Genomic DNA, 16,317 nt, shown 5'->3' on the forward strand with positions numbered 1-16,317 from the left:
CCATGGAGATCGAGGGTTGGAGTCAGACACTGACAGCCGGGCCGTTGCTGCTGATCGCCGCGGCGGCCATCGCGGTGTTGTTGGTGCTGATCATCACATTCCGCGTGCACGCCTTCCTCGCGCTGATCATCATCTCGGCGCTCACGGCGTTCGCCACGGGCATCCCCACCTCCCAGGTGGTGCCCGTCCTGCTCTACGGCTTCGGTAACACGCTCGCCAGCGTGGCGCTGCTCGTGGGGCTGGGAGCCATGCTGGGCCGCTTGCTCGAGACCTCGGGCGGCGCCCAGGTGCTCGCGGACCGGCTCATCCGCGCGTTCGGGGAGAAGCGCGCGCCGCTGGCCCTGGGTGTGGCCTCCCTACTGTTCGGCTTCCCCATCTTCTTCGACGCCGGTCTGGTGGTCATGCTGCCCGTGGTCTTCTCGGTCGCACGCCGACTGGGCGGCAGCGTGCTCACGTACGCGCTGCCCGCCGTGGGCGCGTTCTCCGTGATGCACGTGTTCCTGCCGCCCCACCCGGGTCCGGTCACCGCCGCCACGTTCTTCGAGGCGAACGTGGGCTACATCATCCTGGTGGGCCTGATCTGCGCGATCCCCACGTGGTACGTCTCCTCCTACCTGTTCGGCAAGTTCTCGGGGCGCCGGATCAAGCTCCCGGTCCCCGCGATCCTGGGCCAGGCCGAGGACGTCCGCAACCCCCCTGCGGTGGGCATCGTGGTGGCCATGCTGCTGCTGCCCATGCTGCTGATCTTCCTCAACACCGGCCTGGGCACGCTCGCCAAGTCCGGAGCGGTCTCCGAGGAGACCTCGTCCCAGGCGTGGTTCGAGCTGCTGCGCGCGATCGGTGAGACGCCCATCGCCCTGACGCTCACGCTCATCATCGCCGCGCTGACCATCGGCAAGGCCCGCGGGGTGAGCGGTTCCGCGATCGAGAAGACGTTCGAGTCCGCCCTGGGCCCCGTGTGCTCGGTCATCCTGATCACCGGCGCCGGCGGCATGTTCGGCGGTGTGCTGCGCACCTCCGGGATCGGCAACGCCCTCGAGGACGTGCTCGCGGACCTGGGCATCCCCCTGATCATCGCGGGCTTCCTGATCGCCGCGGTCATGCGCGTGGCGCAGGGTTCCGCCACGGTCGCGCTGACCACGGCCGCGGGTCTGATCGCCCCGGCGGTGCTGGCCGCCGACTACAACGTGGTGCAGCTCGCGGCCATGGTCGTGGCCGTGGCCGCCGGTTCCGTGGTGCTCTCCCACGTCAACGACTCCGGGTTCTGGCTCGTGGGCCGGTTCCTGGAGATGGATGTGCGCACCACGTTCAAGACCTGGACGGTGCTCGAGACCATCATTGGTGTGCTGGGCTTCGCGATCGCCGCGGCGATCTTCGGACTCGCAGGCGCGGTCTGAGCCGGCGCGGTGCGTGGCGCCTGTGCGGCGCGTGGCGCCCGTGCGGCACATGATGCCCGCGCGGCGTCGTCGGCCCTGAGGCCCGCATGAACGAACGGCCCGGTCCCTCCGAGAGGAGGGACCGGGCCGTTCGCGTGCGGATCAGTCGGCCTGGGTCGGTGGCACGCGGACCTGCAGGGACTTGTGGTGCATGGTGGTCTCGAACGCCTTGATCCGCCCCAGGGGATCGCCGTCCACCTGGTACTCGATGGGTTCGTGGAACTCCACCCGGACCTTCTTGCCGCTGCGGTAGTCGATCACGGGCAGCTCGTGGCGGTGGCGGAACGCGACCTTGGCAACCATGCCCAGCCAGCCCACGAGCGAGCGCGGGGTCATCACCACGAGGTCCAGCACGCCGTCGTCGATCTTGGCCTCCGGCACCAGGATCAACCCGGCGGTGAGTTCGCCGCAGTTGCACACCATCACGGAGCGTACGAGCTTGGACTCCCAGGGGCCGTCGTCGATGCTGTAGCGCGCCCAGCGGGGCCGGTTGAACAGGTGCCGGAAGCCGGCTTCGCCGTAGGCGGCCCACCCCACGAGGTCCTTGAGGTCGTCCTTGGTGTCGGCCATGATCTGGGCGTCGAAACCCGCGCCGCCCATGACCAGGAAGCGGTGGTCCTCGGTGCGGTCGTCGTCCGTCTCGAGGTGCACGGCCACGGTGTCGATGGCCTTCTGGGACCCGAACAGCGCCACGTCCACGGAGTGGTGCGGGTCCGCGAGGTCCGCCTTGAGGTTGCGCGCCAGCAGGTTGCCGGTGCCCAGCGGCACGAGCCCCAGCGGGATGCCCCCGCCGGCCAGCGACTCGCCCACGGCACGGATGGTGCCGTCACCGCCCGCGGCGAGCACGACGTCCGCGCCCTCCTCGACGGCGCCGCGGGCCATGGAGAACCCGGGATCGTCCACTTCTGTCTCGTAGAAGACGGGATCCGCCCAACCACCCTTGCGGCACGCGATGATCACCGCGTCCCGTGCTGCGTCTGCCTGGGCCTTGATGGGGTTGATCACCACGGCCACTCGCTGGGGTTCCACTGTGTGCTGCGGCACCGGAGTCCCCTTCCTGGATCGTTCGAAAGGCGGCTGTCGGACGCGGCCAGTCTACTGGCGCGCGGGCCGGGCGCCGCCTCCACGTCGGATCGCGCACCCGTGCGTTTCGTTGGATACCCTGGACGGGTGATCGACATCAACGACCTGCGCGCCGACCCTGAGACCTACCGTGCTTCCCAGACCGCCCGGGGGGCGGACGCGGGACTGGTGGACCGCATCCTGGAGGCGGACTCCCGGCGGCGCGGGGCGATCACCGACTTCGAGTCCCTGCGCGCGGAGCAGAACGCGTTCGGCAAGAAGGTGGCCAAGGCCCAGGGTGAGGAGAAGCAACAGTTGCTCGCCCAGGTCAAGCAGCTCGCCGCAGACGTCAAGGCCGCCCAGGCAGAAGCAGACGCCGCCCAGCTCACCCAGCAGGAGCTCGTGGCCCAGTTCCCCAACCTGATCGTGGAGGGCATCCCATCCGGCGGCGAGGACGACTTCGTCCTGTTGCGCACCGAGGGCACCCCGCGCGACTTCGAGGCCGAGGGCTTCGAACCCCGGGACCACCTGGAGCTGGGGGAGTCGCTGGACGGGATCGACATGGAACGCGGGGCCAAGGTCTCCGGCTCGCGCTTCTACTTTCTCAAACGGGACGTCGCCCGCCTCGAGACGGCCCTGTTGCTCGCGGCCCAAGACCTCGCCCTGGACAACGGGTTCATCCCCATGTCCACGCCCAACCTGGTGCGCCCGGCCATCATGAACGGCACGGGATTCGACGTGGAGCACGACGACGAGATCTACCGCGTGGGCAAGGACGACCTCTACCTCGTGGGCACGTCCGAGGTCGCGCTCGCGGGCTACCACGCGGACGAGATCCTGGACCTCAGCGACGGGCCGCTGCGCTACGCCGGCTGGTCCTCGTGCTACCGCCGCGAGGCCGGTTCCGCGGGCAAGGACACCCGCGGGATCATCCGCGTGCACCAGTTCAACAAACTCGAGATGTTCGTCTACTGCCACCCCGAGGACGCCGCCGCCGAGCATGAGCGGTTGCTCGCGTGGGAGGAGCAGATGTTGCGGGCGTGTGGGCTGAGCTACCGCGTGATCGACACCGCGGCCGGGGACCTCGGGACCTCCGCGGCCCGCAAGTTCGACTGCGAGGCGTGGATCCCCACCCAGGGCAAGTACCGTGAGCTGACCTCCACATCCAACTGCACCACGTACCAGGCGCGCCGGCTCAACATCCGGGAACGCCTGCCTGAGACCACGGACGCCCAGGGCAGGACCAAGAAGGGCGGGACCCGCGCGGTGGCCACGCTCAACGGGACGCTCGCCACGACCCGCTGGCTCGTGGCGATCCTCGAGACTCATCAGCAACAGGACGGCTCCGTGGTCGTCCCCGAGATCTTGCGCCCGTACCTGCGCGGCCAGGAGGTCCTGCGCCCAGTCGGGTGACGCACATCGCCCGGGAACTTCACGCTCCCGTCACCGGGCGGTCCATCGCAAGACATGCATCGATGGTGATGTGACACCATGACTGTCATGACTGATATCCAGGCCGGCATCGATGACCGGCACACCGAGGAGAAGGCACAGAGTGCTGCAGCGGCGTTCGCGCCCATGAAAATGCAGACCCCCCGTTCGAGTTCCTGGACCAGGGAAGAGGGCGTCCGGTACCTCGTGGCGCTGGACGTGGACGGGACCCTCGTGGACCACGACGGCCACATGTCCCGCGGCGTGAAGGACACCCTGCGCGCCGTCGTGGGCGCCGGCCACCACGTGGTGATCGCCACGGGCCGCTCCAAAGGCGCCACGCTGCCCGTGATCCGCCAGGGCCACATCCACTCCGGGTTCGCGGTGTGCTCCAACGGGGGCGTGACCCTGCGATTGGACCCGCAGCTCGAGCAGCGCTACGAGATCACCGACCGCGTGAGCTTCGACCCCTCCAACGCGCTGCGGGCGCTGTCCAGCAAGTTGCCCACCGCCAAGTTCGCCCTCGAGGGCGTGGATGGGCAGTTCTACTCGACCGAACGCTTCCAGGACTCGTCCTTCGGGATCGAGGCCGTGGGCGTGGACCTTCAGGAGCTCTCCGAGATGCCCGCGGTGCGGCTCGTGGTCTACAGCGCCACGGACGCCCCCGGGGACTTCGCTCAGGCCATCGAGCAGGCCGGTCTGCACGGCGTCGCCTACTCCGTGGGCTGGTCCTCGTGGCTCGACGTCGCCGCGAACGGCGTCTCCAAGGCCAGCGCTTTGGAGCAGATCCGCAAGCAGCTGGACGTGGACCCCGCGCACACCGTGGCCATGGGGGACGGGCGTAACGACATCGAGATGCTGCAATGGGCCGCGCGCGGTGTGGCCATGGGTCAGGCCCCGGACGAGGTCGAGCAGGTCGCCCGCGAGGTCACCGGCAGCGTGTACGACGACGGCGCCGCGGCCATCCTGCACACGCTGCTCTGAGCGGGACGTCCGGTTCGGGAAATGCGCGGCGTCGTGGCCGGGTTGCCCGGTGCGGAACTGCGATACTGGAACCGTGTTCGTCCTGACCCTGACCCAGCGTGTGGCGGACGCGTCCCGCCCCGACCCCGCCATGGACCACGAACTGTGTCGGCGCCTGCGTGACGTGCCCGCGCGCGCCCCGTTCCAGCCCATGGCGCCGGGTGAGGTGCGCGGTCTGACCGAGGACGCCCACGCCGCGGTCGCGGCGGCCATGATCGCCGTGCGCGAGGACCGCTATGCGGTGGGCATCGGCGTGGGGGACGTGTTCCTCACGCGCGTGGACCACGAGGACGGCCGCGTGGCCGTGACCGCCGAGGGGCCGGGCATGAACCACGGTCACCTCGCTGCGCAACCGGGCCGTGACACCGAGCGGGCGGCCGTGCGGGTCAGCGCGGTGGACGCGACGGCCGCGGAGCAGGCCCAGGCGGTGCTCAAGCTCGTGGGCCGGATCGTGAGCGAGCGCAGCGAGGCCGAGTGGCGCGTGGTGGACCTGCTGGTCCCCGGAGCCAGAGGTCAGCAGAAGACCGTGGCCCAGCAGCTCGGGATCACACCCCAAGCGGTGTCCAAGGCCGTGGTGCGCTCCCTGTGGAACGAGGAGTGGCAGGCCCGTCCGGCGGCCGCGACGCTGTTGCGCCTGTGCGAGTGAGCCCTGGGCCAATGGGTACCCGCGCTATGGGCGTCCGAGGCGGTGCCCGGTCGGGGAACGGCGGCCGGGTCAACGGTCGAACACGTCAATGCCCGCTCGCGTGAGCGGGTGGCTGCGGCGTCACCACCACGTGTCCACGGCATAACCCGCGCTCGCGAGGTCCGCTTCCAGGATGGGCAGGCACGGGGACGGCAGCCGCAGTGACCCGGCGATGTCCCGGGCGTCGAAGTACCCGGTGAGCCACGTGAAGGCGGGGTGGTCGGTGACAAGCGCTTCGCAGCGCGCCATGATGTCCGCGACGTCCGCCGCGGGGGCGAAGACCCAGAAGGACTCGAGGTCCGTGAGCTGGAACAGCCCCACGCCGGTGCCTCCGGGCTCCGGGCGGGCGGGATCACCGGGCCGGTCAGAGGGGTCGCGGGGGACCGCGGGCTCCCCGGAACCCCACGCCCGCGCGGGACTGCGTACCCACCCGCCCGACGCCGCGGGGCCGAGTGCCGGAGCCAGGGGATCGAGTTCCCATCGCGGGGCGCGCACGAGCCAGTCCGGTGCGCTGGGCGGGAACAACGGTCCCCCCGGGGGATCGGGCCAGCGGTCCTGCCACGTGGCCCAACTGCCCTTGTCCACCCGGTCCCAGAAGGCGTCCGCCCCGAGGTCCACGGAGACTTCCGTGACCGTGCTACGCACGTGCATCCAGTGTTCGGGTGCCGGGTCACCGGGATCCTGATGGGATTCCGAGGTGTAGGGGCGCGGGACGATGTCCGGGTGCAGGGACGGCTCGGGCGCCGGATCGGTTCCGGCCGCCGACAGCAGCGTGCGCACATGACCCATGAGGTGCTCGGGGCCCAGGACCTGCGTGGACTCGGTGCCGTGGAAGACGTAGACGTGCCCGTGTTCACGTGCGTGCGGATCGAACACGGGTACCACCTTTCCGAAGCGCAGGGGACCACCGGGTTCTCGCGGCCGCGTCCCGCAGGATCATCCCACCACGGCCCGCCGACAGGCATAAGCGCCCGCGGTTCCGAGGGGCGCGGGATGCGGAGTCACCGGGCGTGACCGTCACCGAGCCGGTGTGCACGGGTGAGGTCCCCGTGCTCGGTGCGCACACCGACCACGGGGACCCCGGGTGGAGGGGGCGGACTCAGTCGTCCTGCTCGGCCTCCGCGGCGCTGTCGTAGTGGGACTGCTCGAAGCGCTGCTGGGCCTCCACGATGAGCCGCTCCGCGGCCTCCTTGCCGTCCCAGCCCTCGCCCTTGACCCACTTGTTGGGCTCCAGGTCCTTGTAGCGCTCGAAGAAGTGCTGGATCTCCTTCTGCTTGAACTCGTTGACGTCCTCGAGACCCTGGATCTCGTCGTAGCGCTTGTCCGTGGACACGCACAGGATCTTGGCGTCCCCGCCGGCCTCGTCCGTCATGTTGAACACGGCGATGGGCCGGGCCTCCACGATCACACCGGGGACCACGTCCACGTCCAGGATGACCATGGCGTCCAGCGGGTCGCCGTCCTCGCCCAGGGTGTTCTCGAAGTAGCCGTAGTGCGTGGGGTACTGCATGGAGGTGAAGAGTACGCGGTCCAGGCGGAGTCGACCGGTCTCGTGGTCGATCTCGTACTTCACGCGGGAATACCGCGGGATCTCGATGGTGACGTCAAGCTCCATGGTGAAACTCCTCGGGTCGTAGTGCTGTGTGCCGGGCGGTTCGCGCACCCGGGTACCGCGCGGGACAGCGCCGAGCCGCCGCGCGTTCGATCGGATGCTCCCACGATACCGGCCGTGGCCGCGCCGTAGGGCAGCGCCCGCCCGTAGCGGTCCGGTGTTCGGCGTACGACGGCGCTCGGTGCGTTGTCCGTGTCGGGCGGGTACGGGAGAATGAGGGCCATGCCCGCACCCCCACCGAGTACCTCCGCGCGTCGCCGCTCCTGGCCCCTCGCGTGTGCACTGCTCGCGCTCGCGGTGCTCGTCGCGGCAACATTCGCCGTGCCCGCGGTCGTCGCGGAGCTACGGCCGGCATGGCAGCACGCGCAGGACGCGGACGACGCCGCGGCGTCGTCCGATCCCGCTGTGGCCGGTCTGGCGGCAGCGTCCGGGACGGTGGATGCCGAGGGCGTGGCGGAGGCCCTGGACACGGGTCTGACCGGGGCCCCGGGAACCGTGGCAGCCGCCGTGGTGGTGGCGGGGGAGGACACCGTGGTCGCGGGGCGGTCGCCGGAGCGGCCCATGGTGCCGGCGTCGAACCAGAAGGTGCTGACCGCCCTGGCGCTGGCCGCGACCGTGGACCCGTACGAACGACTGGAGACCACCGTGGTCCGGGGGGATCAGCCGCGGAAACTCGTCCTGGTGGCCGGTGGCGACACCCTGCTCGCTCCGGGCGAGGGGCGGGCGGATGCGGTCAACGGTCATGCGGGACTGGGGACGCTCGCGGAACGCACCGCGCAGGCCCTGCGACAGGACGATCCCGATGCCGCGGCCTCCGGGCAGTGGACCGTGGAACTGGACACGGACCTGTTCGCCGGACCGGAGCTGAACCCCGCGTGGGAGGGGGAGGACATCGCCGCCGGGGAGATCACCCGTGTGGCGCCCGTGGCCCTGTATTCCCACCGGGTGCCCACCGCGGACGGCGCGGACCCGGGCTCCCGCGGCGAACGGCCCCAGGACCCCGCGGCCGCGGTCGCGCGAGAATTCGCGCGCCAGCTCGAACAGCGCCTGGGCGCCGGGGCGAGCGTCACAGTGGGAGGTGCCGCGAGTGCCCCGGAGGACGCCGTGGGGCTCGCGCGCGTGGCATCCGCGCCCGTGTCCGAACAGAGTGCCTATATGCTCGCGCACTCGGACAATTCCCTCGCCGAGAGCCTCGCGCGGGTCGCCGCGGTGGCCTCCGGACGTGAGGGCAGCGTGACGGGTGTGCAGGAGCTGATCCCGGCCGCCCTGGCCGAGCACGGGATCGACACCGAGGGCCTGCGGGCCGCGGACGCGAGCGGGATGGCGCAGCAGGACAGGGTCAGCGCCACCACACTCGCCCGCGCGGTGGACACCCTGGTCACGGATCCCCGCTACGGTCCGTACGGCCGGGGGCTGCCACTGGCGGGAGCCCAGGGAACGCTCTCGGAGCGCTTCGACGACCCGGCGGAGGCCGCGGCGCGCGGTGTCACCCGGGCCAAGACCGGGACCCTGCTGGACGTCGTGGCGCTGTCCGGGTACGTGCAACGCGCCGACGGCAGCGTGCTCGTGTACTCCCTGGTGCTCAACGGGGTCAGCGGGGACACCACCCGGGCCAAGGACACCGTGGATCGCACGGTGGCCGCGCTCGCGAGATCTGCGTGAGCCGACCACTCGCGGAACGCGCCGTGCCCCGGGAGTTTCCAGCCTCCGCCCATTCGCGTGACCGCCCGGGTGTGATTGAGTGAGCGCATGAGCCAAGAACTGACACGTCGTTCGCTCGTGGACTGGGACGCAGCCGCCCAGATCGCTGCCAAACTGACCCCGCCGGGCCCCACGCCCGGGCCGCGTGAGATGTCCCGCGCCGTGGAGTCCCTGCGCTACTTCGCACATGAATCGGTGCACCACGTCCACGCGATCACGCGTCTGAACGCCGCGGAGAACCTGCGGGACTCCACCGTGCTCGTGGTGGATCGCGCGGGCTGGGCCAAGGCCAACACGCAGACGTTCTCCGTGCTCGTCCAGCCCGTCTTCGACCGGTTGCACGCCAAGGACCCCGGCACGTTCGACGCCGCCCTGCGGGGCGTGGCGCCCACGGCCATCGCCGCGGAGATGGGGGCCCTGGTGGGTTTCCTGTCCGCCAAGGTCCTGGGGCAGTACGACCCCTACGCCGGGCTCGTCTCCGAACAGGCGGCCCGTTCCCACCCCGGGGGCCGGCTCATGTTCGTGGCACCCAACGTGTTGTGGACCGAGCACGAACTCAACGTGGCCCCCGAGGACTTCCGGTTGTGGGTGTGCCTGCACGAACAGACCCACCGTGTGCAGTTCGCGGCGGCCCCGTGGCTGCGCGATCACATGCTCGAGCAGATCTCCCGCCTGGGTTCGCTGGACGCGTCCGCGTGGGATCGCCTGCGCGCCGCCGCGGCGTCGATCACGGGCCGCTCCGCCGGCCGCCCGGACGCGGGTCTGGGTCCCATGACCCATCTGCTCACGGACGCCGAACGTGACACGGTCTCCCACGTGACGGCGGTGATGTCCCTGCTCGAGGGTCACGCCAACGCCGTCATGGACGCCGTGGACTCTTCCATCGTGCCCTCCGTGAAGACCATCCGCCGCCGCTTCGACGACCGCTCCGCGACCCACGGCGCCCTGGACCGGTTCATTCGTTCCCTGCTGGGCATGGACGCCAAGATGCGCCAGTACAGCAACGGCCAGAAGTTCGTGGAGTACATCGTGGAGCGTGCGGGCATGGAGCGCTTCAACACGGTGTGGACCTCACCCGAGACCCTGCCCACCGAGGTGGAGATCCACGACCCGCAGGCCTGGATGGATCGCGTCCTGGGCTGAGTCCGGGACGTGCTCTCGGGTTTTCCCCCGGTTGTCTGTGCCAAGATGACCGTGTGAGCTCTGAAAACATCAATCAACAGATCCGGCTGTACGGTCAGCCGCTATCAGAGCGTTTTGGCGCCGTGGTGGGGGTCTACGGTATTACGCAGCGCAGGCTGGCCCAGGTCCTGGGCCTGTCCGCGCCCATGCTCTCCCAACTCATCAGCGGCAGACGCATCAAGATCGGTAACCCTGCGGTCTACGAACGCTTGGTCATGCTCGAGGACAGCGCAGGGTCCTCGGACCAGGAGGCCGTCCTGAACAGGGTGGAGGCATCCCAACCGGTGCTGTCCACGTCACAGATCCGCACGCGGATCACCACGGACACGGATGCCGTGTCCGCGCTCGCCTCGGTGGTTCCGGTGGGGGAACTGGAACGCGCCCTGGTCATGCTCGGTGACACCACCCCTGTGCTGAGCAAGGTCCTGGGGATGGCCGAGGAAACGGCGCAGCGCGCCAGGTCCGCCCAGGACTGACGGGGTGCAGCACGGACGGGCCGGTCGCCTCCATCCCGTGGTCGCCCGCGCCCGGCGTGCGGTGGCCCGCGCCGTCGACCACCTACCCCGTGAGACGTCGGCCGGGGGAGCGGACGCACGTGATCCGATGCGTCCGGACCCCTCGACGACCCCGCGGGAAACAACTACCGAGCACGCGGGGGCGGGCACTGATCCCCGCCCGCCCCTCGTGCTCGTGGCATGCAGCGGTGGCGCCGATTCCCTCGCGCTCGCCGCAGCGACTGCGCACCTCGCGCGGCGCGGCCGCCTGCGGGTGGGCGCCGTCGTGGTGGACCACGGACTTCAGGAGGGCTCGGCCGAGGTGGCCCGTGACGCGGCGCGCACCGTGCGGGAGCTCGGCCTCGAGCCCGTCGCGGTCGAGCGGGTCACGGTGGTGCGCGAGCACCACGGCCCCGAGATGGCCGCGCGCCTCGCCCGCTACGGCGCCCTCAGCGACGTCGCGCGCCGAACCGGCGCTGCCGCCGTCCTGCTCGGACACACACGGGACGACCAGGCGGAGACCGTGTTGCTGGGCCTCGCCCGGGGCTCGGGAACGCGCTCGCTGTCCGGGATGCCCGAGCGGCATCATGTCGACGACGTGCTGTACCTGCGTCCGTTCCTCAACGTCACGCGCGCCGAGACCGAGACGGTGTGCGCGGCCGAGGGGCTGTCGCCATGGCGCGATCCCACCAACGCGGACACTGCACTGACCCGCGCACGCGTGCGCCACGAGGTCCTGCCCTATCTCGAGTCCCAGCTGGGGCCGGGGGTGGGCAGGGCATTGGCCCGCACGGCGTCGGTACTCGGCGCCGATGCCGACTACCTGGACGAACAGGCGTCCCTGGCGTTCGACGCCGCCCTGGTGCCCGCGGCGTCGTCCGGCTCGTCGGTCGTGCTGGACGGTGCCGTCCTCCAGGGGACCCCGGCGGCACTGCGCCGACGCATGCTCGCGAAGGCATGTGTCCTCGCGGGCGGGGAGACGCCGACGTTCGAACGGTTGAGCGCGCTCGAGCAGTTCGCGCTCGGGTACGGGGCGGCCGGGCCGGTGCAGATGGCGGGTAAGGTGGCAGCGTGGCGGCACCGCTCGGACGCGACCCATGCGCGAGGGTGCCTCGAGCTGCGCGGTGAGCGCGGACCTCGCCCGCTGGAGACAAGTCCACCCACGAACGACCCCGGGAGTGCACAGTGAAGGCCGAACACGTCCACGACGACCTGAGCAACGTCCTGTTCACCAAGGAACAGATCGCGCAGAAGGTCCATGAACTCGCCCAGCAGATCGACCGCGACTACGACGGGCGGGACGTGCTGCTCGTGGGGGTGCTCAAGGGTGCGGTGATGGTCATGGCGGACCTCATGCGCGAGCTCGAGGGGCAGTACCCCATGGACTGGATGGCGGTGTCCTCCTACGGTTCGGGCACCAAGTCCTCGGGCGTGGTGCGCATCCTCAAGGACCTGGACACGGACCTGCACGGCAAGGACGTGCTGATCGTGGAGGACGTCATCGACTCGGGCCTCACGCTGTCCTGGCTGCGCACCAACCTGGAGTCGCGCGGACCCGCCTCGGTGGAGATCTGCACGCTGCTGCGCAAGCCCGACGCCGCCAAGACGGACATCGACGTGCGCTATGTGGGCTGGGACATCCCCAACGAGTTCGTGGTGGGGTACGGGTTGGACTTCGCGGAGCAGTACCGCAACCTGGACTGCATCGCCACGCTCGCACCGCACGTTTACGAGTGAGTCGCGCACGGACCCTCACGCCCAGCCAATGTCGGGCAGAGGCGTGTACCGTGGCCCAATCGTGTGCGCTGTGAAAGAACGGACCGCACGCACGGCGTCGCAGCGCCATTCGAAGCGATAGATTGTGCCATACACGTCACGGCCACCGTTCCCCACCCCTCCGCCCCATGGAGACAGGTGCACGAGCGGGCCGTGACGCAACGTGTCACGTCCATGGGAGGATCAACGGCTTGGCCACGGCAAAAAAACCCACGAGTTTCTTCAAGGGTCCACTCTTCTGGATCCTACTGGCCATTGTGGTCCTGGTTCCCGTGGGCGCCAGCGTGTTCAGCCCCACCTCGTCCCGCGTGGACACCAACGTGGGTCTGGAACTGCTCAGGGACCACAAGGTCGACGAGGCCAAGATCTACGACGGCGAGCAGAAGGTGGAGCTCAGCCTCAGGGACGATCTGAACCGGGACGGCCAGAACCTCGGTAAGGACGTGGAGTTCTTCTACGTCCAGCCCCGCGCGGAAGACGTCGTGCGGACCATGAACGACGCCCAGTTGAGCGGCTTCACGGACCAACCCGTGGAGAACAACTGGTTCCTGTCGCTCGTACGCTTCCTGCTCCCGTTCCTGATCATCCTGGGTATCTTCTGGTTCATCTTCGCCCGCATGCAGACCGGCGGGCAGGCCATGAAGTTCGGCCGGTCCAAGGCCAAGATGTTCAACAAGGAGAACTCCGAGGTCACGTTCGCGAATGTGGCCGGCGCGGACGAGGCCGTCCAGGAGCTCGACGAGATCAAGCAGTTCCTGGTGGAGCACGACCGCTTCACCGCCGTGGGTGCCAAGGTTCCCAAGGGTGTGCTGCTCTACGGCCCTCCGGGTACCGGCAAGACCCTGCTGGCCAAGGCCGTGGCGGGTGAGGCCGGTGTTCCGTTCTACTCAATCTCCGGTTCCGACTTCGTGGAGATGTTCGTGGGCGTGGGTGCGTCCCGCGTGCGCGACCTGTTCCAGCAGGCCAAGGAGAACGCCCCGGCCATCGTGTTCGTGGACGAGATCGACGCCGTGGGCCGCCAGCGCGGTGCCGGTATGGGCGGCGGCAACGACGAACGCGAGCAGACCCTGAACCAGTTGCTCGTGGAGATGGACGGCTTCGACGCCAACACGAACGTGATCCTGATCGCCGCGACCAACCGCCCGGACGTCCTGGACCCCGCGCTGTTGCGCCCGGGCCGTTTCGACCGCCAGATCGGCGTGGATGCCCCCGACATGAAGGGCCGCGAGCAGATCCTGCGCGTGCACTCCCAGAACAAGCCGCTCGCGAACAACGTGGACCTGGCCTCCGTGGCCAAGCGCACGCCAGGGTTCACGGGTGCGGAACTCGCGAACGTGATGAACGAGGCCGCGCTGTTGACCGCCCGCTCCCACGCGCAGCTGATCGACGACCGCGCGGTGGACGAGGCGATCGACCGCGTGATCGCCGGCCCGCAGAAGCGTTCCCGCGTGATGAAGGAACTCGAGCGCAAGGTCACCGCGTACCACGAGGGCGGCCACGCGCTCGTCGCCGCGGCACTGCGTAACACGGACCCCGTCACCAAGATCACGATCTTGCCGCGCGGCCGCGCGCTGGGCTACACCATGGTGATGCCCTCGGACGACAAGTACTCCACGACCCGCAACGAGCTGTTGGACCAGATGGCCTACGCCATGGGCGGTCGCGCGGCGGAGGAGATCGTGTTCCACGACCCCTCCACGGGTGCGTCCAACGACATCCAGAAGGCCACGGACACCGCGCGCAAGATGGTCACCCAGTACGGGATGAGCTCGCGGATCGGCTCGGTCAAGATCGGCGGGGACAACTCGGACCCGTTCGTGGGCCGCGAGATGGGCTCGGGTTCCAAGGAGTACTCGGACCACACGCTGGCCGTCGTGGACGACGAGGTGCGGGCACTGCTCGACCAGGCCCACACCGAGGCACACCAGATCCTGCTCGAGAACCGTCCCGTCCTGGACCGCCTGGCCCTGGAGCTGCTCGAAAAGGAAACCCTCAACGAGGCCCAGATCCAGGAGATCTTCCGGGACGTCACCAAGCGGGACCTGCGCCCGGTGTGGCTTTCCGGGGAGGAGCGCGAGGTCTCCGACATCCCGCCGGTGGTCACGTCCGCCGAACGGGAGGAGGCCCGCCGCAAGAACCTCCAGGACCCCAGCACCATGGCACCGCAGGACCAGGCCGTGGCCGCCAAGCCGGAACACCCGCTCGAGGTGCCCGAGCACCAGGACCCACAGCCGGGGGCCGACGCCTCCGGCGCGGGCCCGGACGGGCCGTCCGGACAGGAACCGGGCGGTGTGCGGCGGGAGAACCCCTGATGCACGGCACCCACGAGGACGATCCGCACGAGCCGGTGTCGGGGTCCTACGCGGACTACGCCGATGCCCCCCAGCTCGATCCGACGATCGACCAACCTCGGATCGCGGCCGCGGTGCGCGAGATCCTGTTGGCCGTGGGGGAGGACCCGGACCGCGATGGTCTGCGGGACACCCCGGCCCGGGTGGCACGCGCGTACGCCGAGGTCTTCGCGGGTCTGCACCAGGACCCCGCGGACCTGTTGGCCACGTCTTTCGACATCGGCCACTCCGAGATGGTGCTCGTGCGGGACATCCCGTTCTACTCCACGTGCGAGCACCACCTGGTGCCGTTCCACGGGCTCGCTCACGTGGGGTACATCCCGGGTCCGGAAGGCAAGGTCACGGGCCTGTCCAAGCTCGCGCGGCTCGTGGACCTCTACGCCAAGCGTCCCCAGGTCCAGGAGCGGCTCACCACGCAGGTTGTTGAGGCCCTGAGCGAGCACCTGCACCCGGCCGGGGCGATCGTGGTGATCGAGTGCGAGCACCTGTGCATGTCCATGCGGGGGGTTCGCAAACCCGGTGCCATGACCGTGACGTCGGCCGTGCGCGGTCAACTGCGTAACCCGGCAACCCGCGCCGAGGCCATGAACCTGATCCAGGCGGGGCACGCGCAATGAGCGCGCCGCACGACGCCGCGAGCTCGCCCGACGGCGTTCGGACCCACCATGCCGGGCTCGCTCGGCACGCGCTTGGCTGGGGTTCGTTCGACGCCCTGCCCACCGGACGCACACTCGTGATGGGCATCCTCAACGTGACCCCAGATTCGTTCAGTGACGGCGGTCGCCACGACACCGAGGCCGCGGCGGTGGCGCACGGGCTGCTGCTTGCCGAACAGGGCGCGGACATCGTGGACGTGGGCGGGGAGTCCACCCGGCCCGACTCCGAACGGGTGGATCCGCGGGAGGAACAGCGGCGCGTGCTGGCCGTGATCCGCGAACTGAGCGACCGCGGCGTCGTCGTGAGCGTGGACACCCTGCACCCGGACACGGCCGAGGCCGCCCTGGACGCCGGGGCGCACATCATCAACGACGTCTCCGGGACGAACCTGGACCCCCGCATGATCGAGCTGGCCGGGGACCGGGGCGTGCCGTACGTGCTCATGCATTCGCGCGGGACCCCCCAGACCATGACGTCCCTCGCGGACTACGACGACACCGTGACCGAGGTGCTCGCCGAGCTCGAGCAGCTGCGGGAGCGCTGCCTCGCCGCGGGGATCCGCCCGGAGCACCTGATTGTGGACCCGGGGCTCGGCTTCGCCAAGGTGGGGGAGCAGAACTGGGAACTGCTGCGCGCCCTGCCCCGGCTGACCGGTCTCGGCAAGGTCCTGATCGCCGCGTCCCGTAAACGCTTCGTGGGCGCCCTGCTGGCCACGCAGGACGGGCCGCGTCCCGTGGATGAGCGGGACACGGCCACGGCAGCCATCAGCGCACTGTCCGCGTTCGGGGGAGCCTGGGCCGTGCGCGTTCACGACGTCCCGACCACGGTGGACGCGGTGGCCGCGGCTCACGCGTGGCGCGGCGTCACCCCGCCCGTACTGCACCCCCGGGATATGGGAAACTGAGCC

15 protein-coding genes are annotated in these 16,317 nt (G+C 69.9%); 12 read left to right on the plus strand and 3 right to left on the minus strand.

Annotation, left to right across the window (positions count from 1 at the left end; all coding sequences use genetic code 11):
* The first annotated feature begins 2 nt into the window (after positions 1–2).
* Positions 3–1,397, plus strand: coding sequence for a GntP family permease (locus Q9R22_RS10230; protein WP_311254189.1), 1,395 nt, complete (start codon positions 3–5; stop codon positions 1,395–1,397).
* A 141-nt stretch (positions 1,398–1,538) separates the two neighbouring features.
* Here Q9R22_RS10230 and Q9R22_RS10235 read toward each other — a convergent pair whose 3' ends face one another.
* A complete protein-coding gene (locus tag Q9R22_RS10235) occupies positions 1,539–2,480 on the minus strand; it encodes a diacylglycerol kinase family protein (protein WP_064847365.1) in 942 nt (313 codons plus the stop codon).
* Positions 2,481–2,606: 126 nt separating this feature from the next.
* Between Q9R22_RS10235 and serS the strand changes: the two genes are divergently transcribed.
* The 3 genes from serS (at position 2,607) to Q9R22_RS10250 (ending at position 5,598) form a co-directional block, all read left to right on the plus strand.
* Positions 2,607–3,911 (plus strand): serine--tRNA ligase, encoded by a 1,305-nt coding sequence (serS, locus tag Q9R22_RS10240; protein ID WP_131333424.1) that lies wholly within the window; start codon positions 2,607–2,609, stop codon positions 3,909–3,911.
* Positions 3,912–3,998: 87 nt separating this feature from the next.
* Positions 3,999–4,913 carry an HAD family hydrolase gene (locus Q9R22_RS10245; protein WP_131333423.1) on the plus strand — a complete coding sequence of 305 codons (915 nt, stop codon included), beginning with the start codon at positions 3,999–4,001 and terminating at the stop codon, positions 4,911–4,913.
* A gap of 73 nt (positions 4,914–4,986) precedes the next feature.
* On the plus strand, positions 4,987–5,598 hold the full coding sequence (locus tag Q9R22_RS10250) for a hypothetical protein (protein WP_064847367.1): 612 nt from the start codon (positions 4,987–4,989) through the stop codon (positions 5,596–5,598).
* Between the two features lie 120 nt (positions 5,599–5,718).
* On the opposite strand, the gene Q9R22_RS10255 is transcribed toward Q9R22_RS10250, so the two are convergent.
* Positions 5,719–6,513, minus strand: a complete 795-nt coding sequence (locus tag Q9R22_RS10255; protein ID WP_311254190.1) for a hypothetical protein — start codon at positions 6,511–6,513, stop codon at positions 5,719–5,721.
* A 223-nt stretch (positions 6,514–6,736) separates the two neighbouring features.
* Positions 6,737–7,252 (minus strand): inorganic diphosphatase, encoded by a 516-nt coding sequence (locus tag Q9R22_RS10260; RefSeq protein ID WP_035959224.1) that lies wholly within the window; start codon positions 7,250–7,252, stop codon positions 6,737–6,739.
* Positions 7,253–7,471: 219 nt separating this feature from the next.
* On the opposite strand from Q9R22_RS10260, the gene dacB reads away from it, so the two are divergent.
* From dacB to folP, 8 genes are all read left to right on the plus strand, one after another.
* Entirely contained in the window at positions 7,472–8,911 is a 1,440-nt protein-coding gene (gene dacB / locus Q9R22_RS10265) for a D-alanyl-D-alanine carboxypeptidase/D-alanyl-D-alanine-endopeptidase (RefSeq protein WP_131333422.1), read from the plus strand.
* An 87-nt stretch (positions 8,912–8,998) separates the two neighbouring features.
* Complete coding sequence (locus Q9R22_RS10270) at positions 8,999–10,093, plus strand: zinc-dependent metalloprotease (protein WP_131333421.1); 1,095 nt, start codon at positions 8,999–9,001, stop codon at positions 10,091–10,093.
* A gap of 53 nt (positions 10,094–10,146) precedes the next feature.
* Positions 10,147–10,608, plus strand: coding sequence for a hypothetical protein (locus Q9R22_RS10275; protein WP_064847371.1), 462 nt, complete (start codon positions 10,147–10,149; stop codon positions 10,606–10,608).
* 4 nt (positions 10,609–10,612) lie between these two features.
* On the plus strand, positions 10,613–11,815 hold the full coding sequence (tilS, locus tag Q9R22_RS10280; protein WP_242670480.1) for a tRNA lysidine(34) synthetase TilS: 1,203 nt from the start codon (positions 10,613–10,615) through the stop codon (positions 11,813–11,815).
* The gene (gene hpt / locus Q9R22_RS10285; RefSeq protein ID WP_131333420.1) at positions 11,812–12,363 is read left to right on the plus strand and encodes a hypoxanthine phosphoribosyltransferase; all 552 of its coding nucleotides are present in this window, start codon (positions 11,812–11,814) and stop codon (positions 12,361–12,363) included. The genes tilS and hpt overlap by 4 nt, the downstream gene beginning before the upstream one ends.
* A gap of 230 nt (positions 12,364–12,593) precedes the next feature.
* Positions 12,594–14,714 (plus strand): ATP-dependent zinc metalloprotease FtsH, encoded by a 2,121-nt coding sequence (gene ftsH / locus Q9R22_RS10290; RefSeq protein ID WP_064847374.1) that lies wholly within the window; start codon positions 12,594–12,596, stop codon positions 14,712–14,714.
* Complete coding sequence (folE, locus tag Q9R22_RS10295) at positions 14,714–15,370, plus strand: GTP cyclohydrolase I FolE (protein ID WP_131333418.1); 657 nt, start codon at positions 14,714–14,716, stop codon at positions 15,368–15,370. Before ftsH ends, folE begins: the two co-directional genes overlap by 1 nt.
* Positions 15,367–16,314, plus strand: a complete 948-nt coding sequence (folP, locus tag Q9R22_RS10300) for a dihydropteroate synthase (RefSeq protein WP_311254191.1) — start codon at positions 15,367–15,369, stop codon at positions 16,312–16,314. The genes folE and folP overlap by 4 nt, the downstream gene beginning before the upstream one ends.
* Positions 16,315–16,317 lie beyond the last annotated feature (3 nt).

It is taken from the genome of Kocuria sp. PD6 (genome assembly GCF_031844145.1).
Taxonomy (GTDB): Bacteria; Actinomycetota; Actinomycetes; order Actinomycetales; family Micrococcaceae; genus Kocuria; species Kocuria marina.

What these genes read in the sequence shown, in the direction of transcription:
- Q9R22_RS10230 (WP_311254189.1), top strand. Translation starts at nt 3, where the DNA reads ATGGAGATCGAGGGTTGGAGTCAGACACTGACAGCCGGGCCGTTGCTG.
- Q9R22_RS10245 (WP_131333423.1), top strand. Translation starts at nt 3,999, where the DNA reads ATGACTGATATCCAGGCCGGCATCGATGACCGGCACACCGAGGAGAAG.
- Q9R22_RS10260 (WP_035959224.1), bottom strand. Translation starts at nt 7,252, where the DNA reads ATGGAGCTTGACGTCACCATCGAGATCCCGCGGTATTCCCGCGTGAAG.
- dacB (WP_131333422.1), top strand. Translation starts at nt 7,472, where the DNA reads ATGCCCGCACCCCCACCGAGTACCTCCGCGCGTCGCCGCTCCTGGCCC.
- Q9R22_RS10270 (WP_131333421.1), top strand. Translation starts at nt 8,999, where the DNA reads ATGAGCCAAGAACTGACACGTCGTTCGCTCGTGGACTGGGACGCAGCC.
- folE (WP_131333418.1), top strand. Translation starts at nt 14,714, where the DNA reads ATGCACGGCACCCACGAGGACGATCCGCACGAGCCGGTGTCGGGGTCC.
- folP (WP_311254191.1), top strand. Translation starts at nt 15,367, where the DNA reads ATGAGCGCGCCGCACGACGCCGCGAGCTCGCCCGACGGCGTTCGGACC.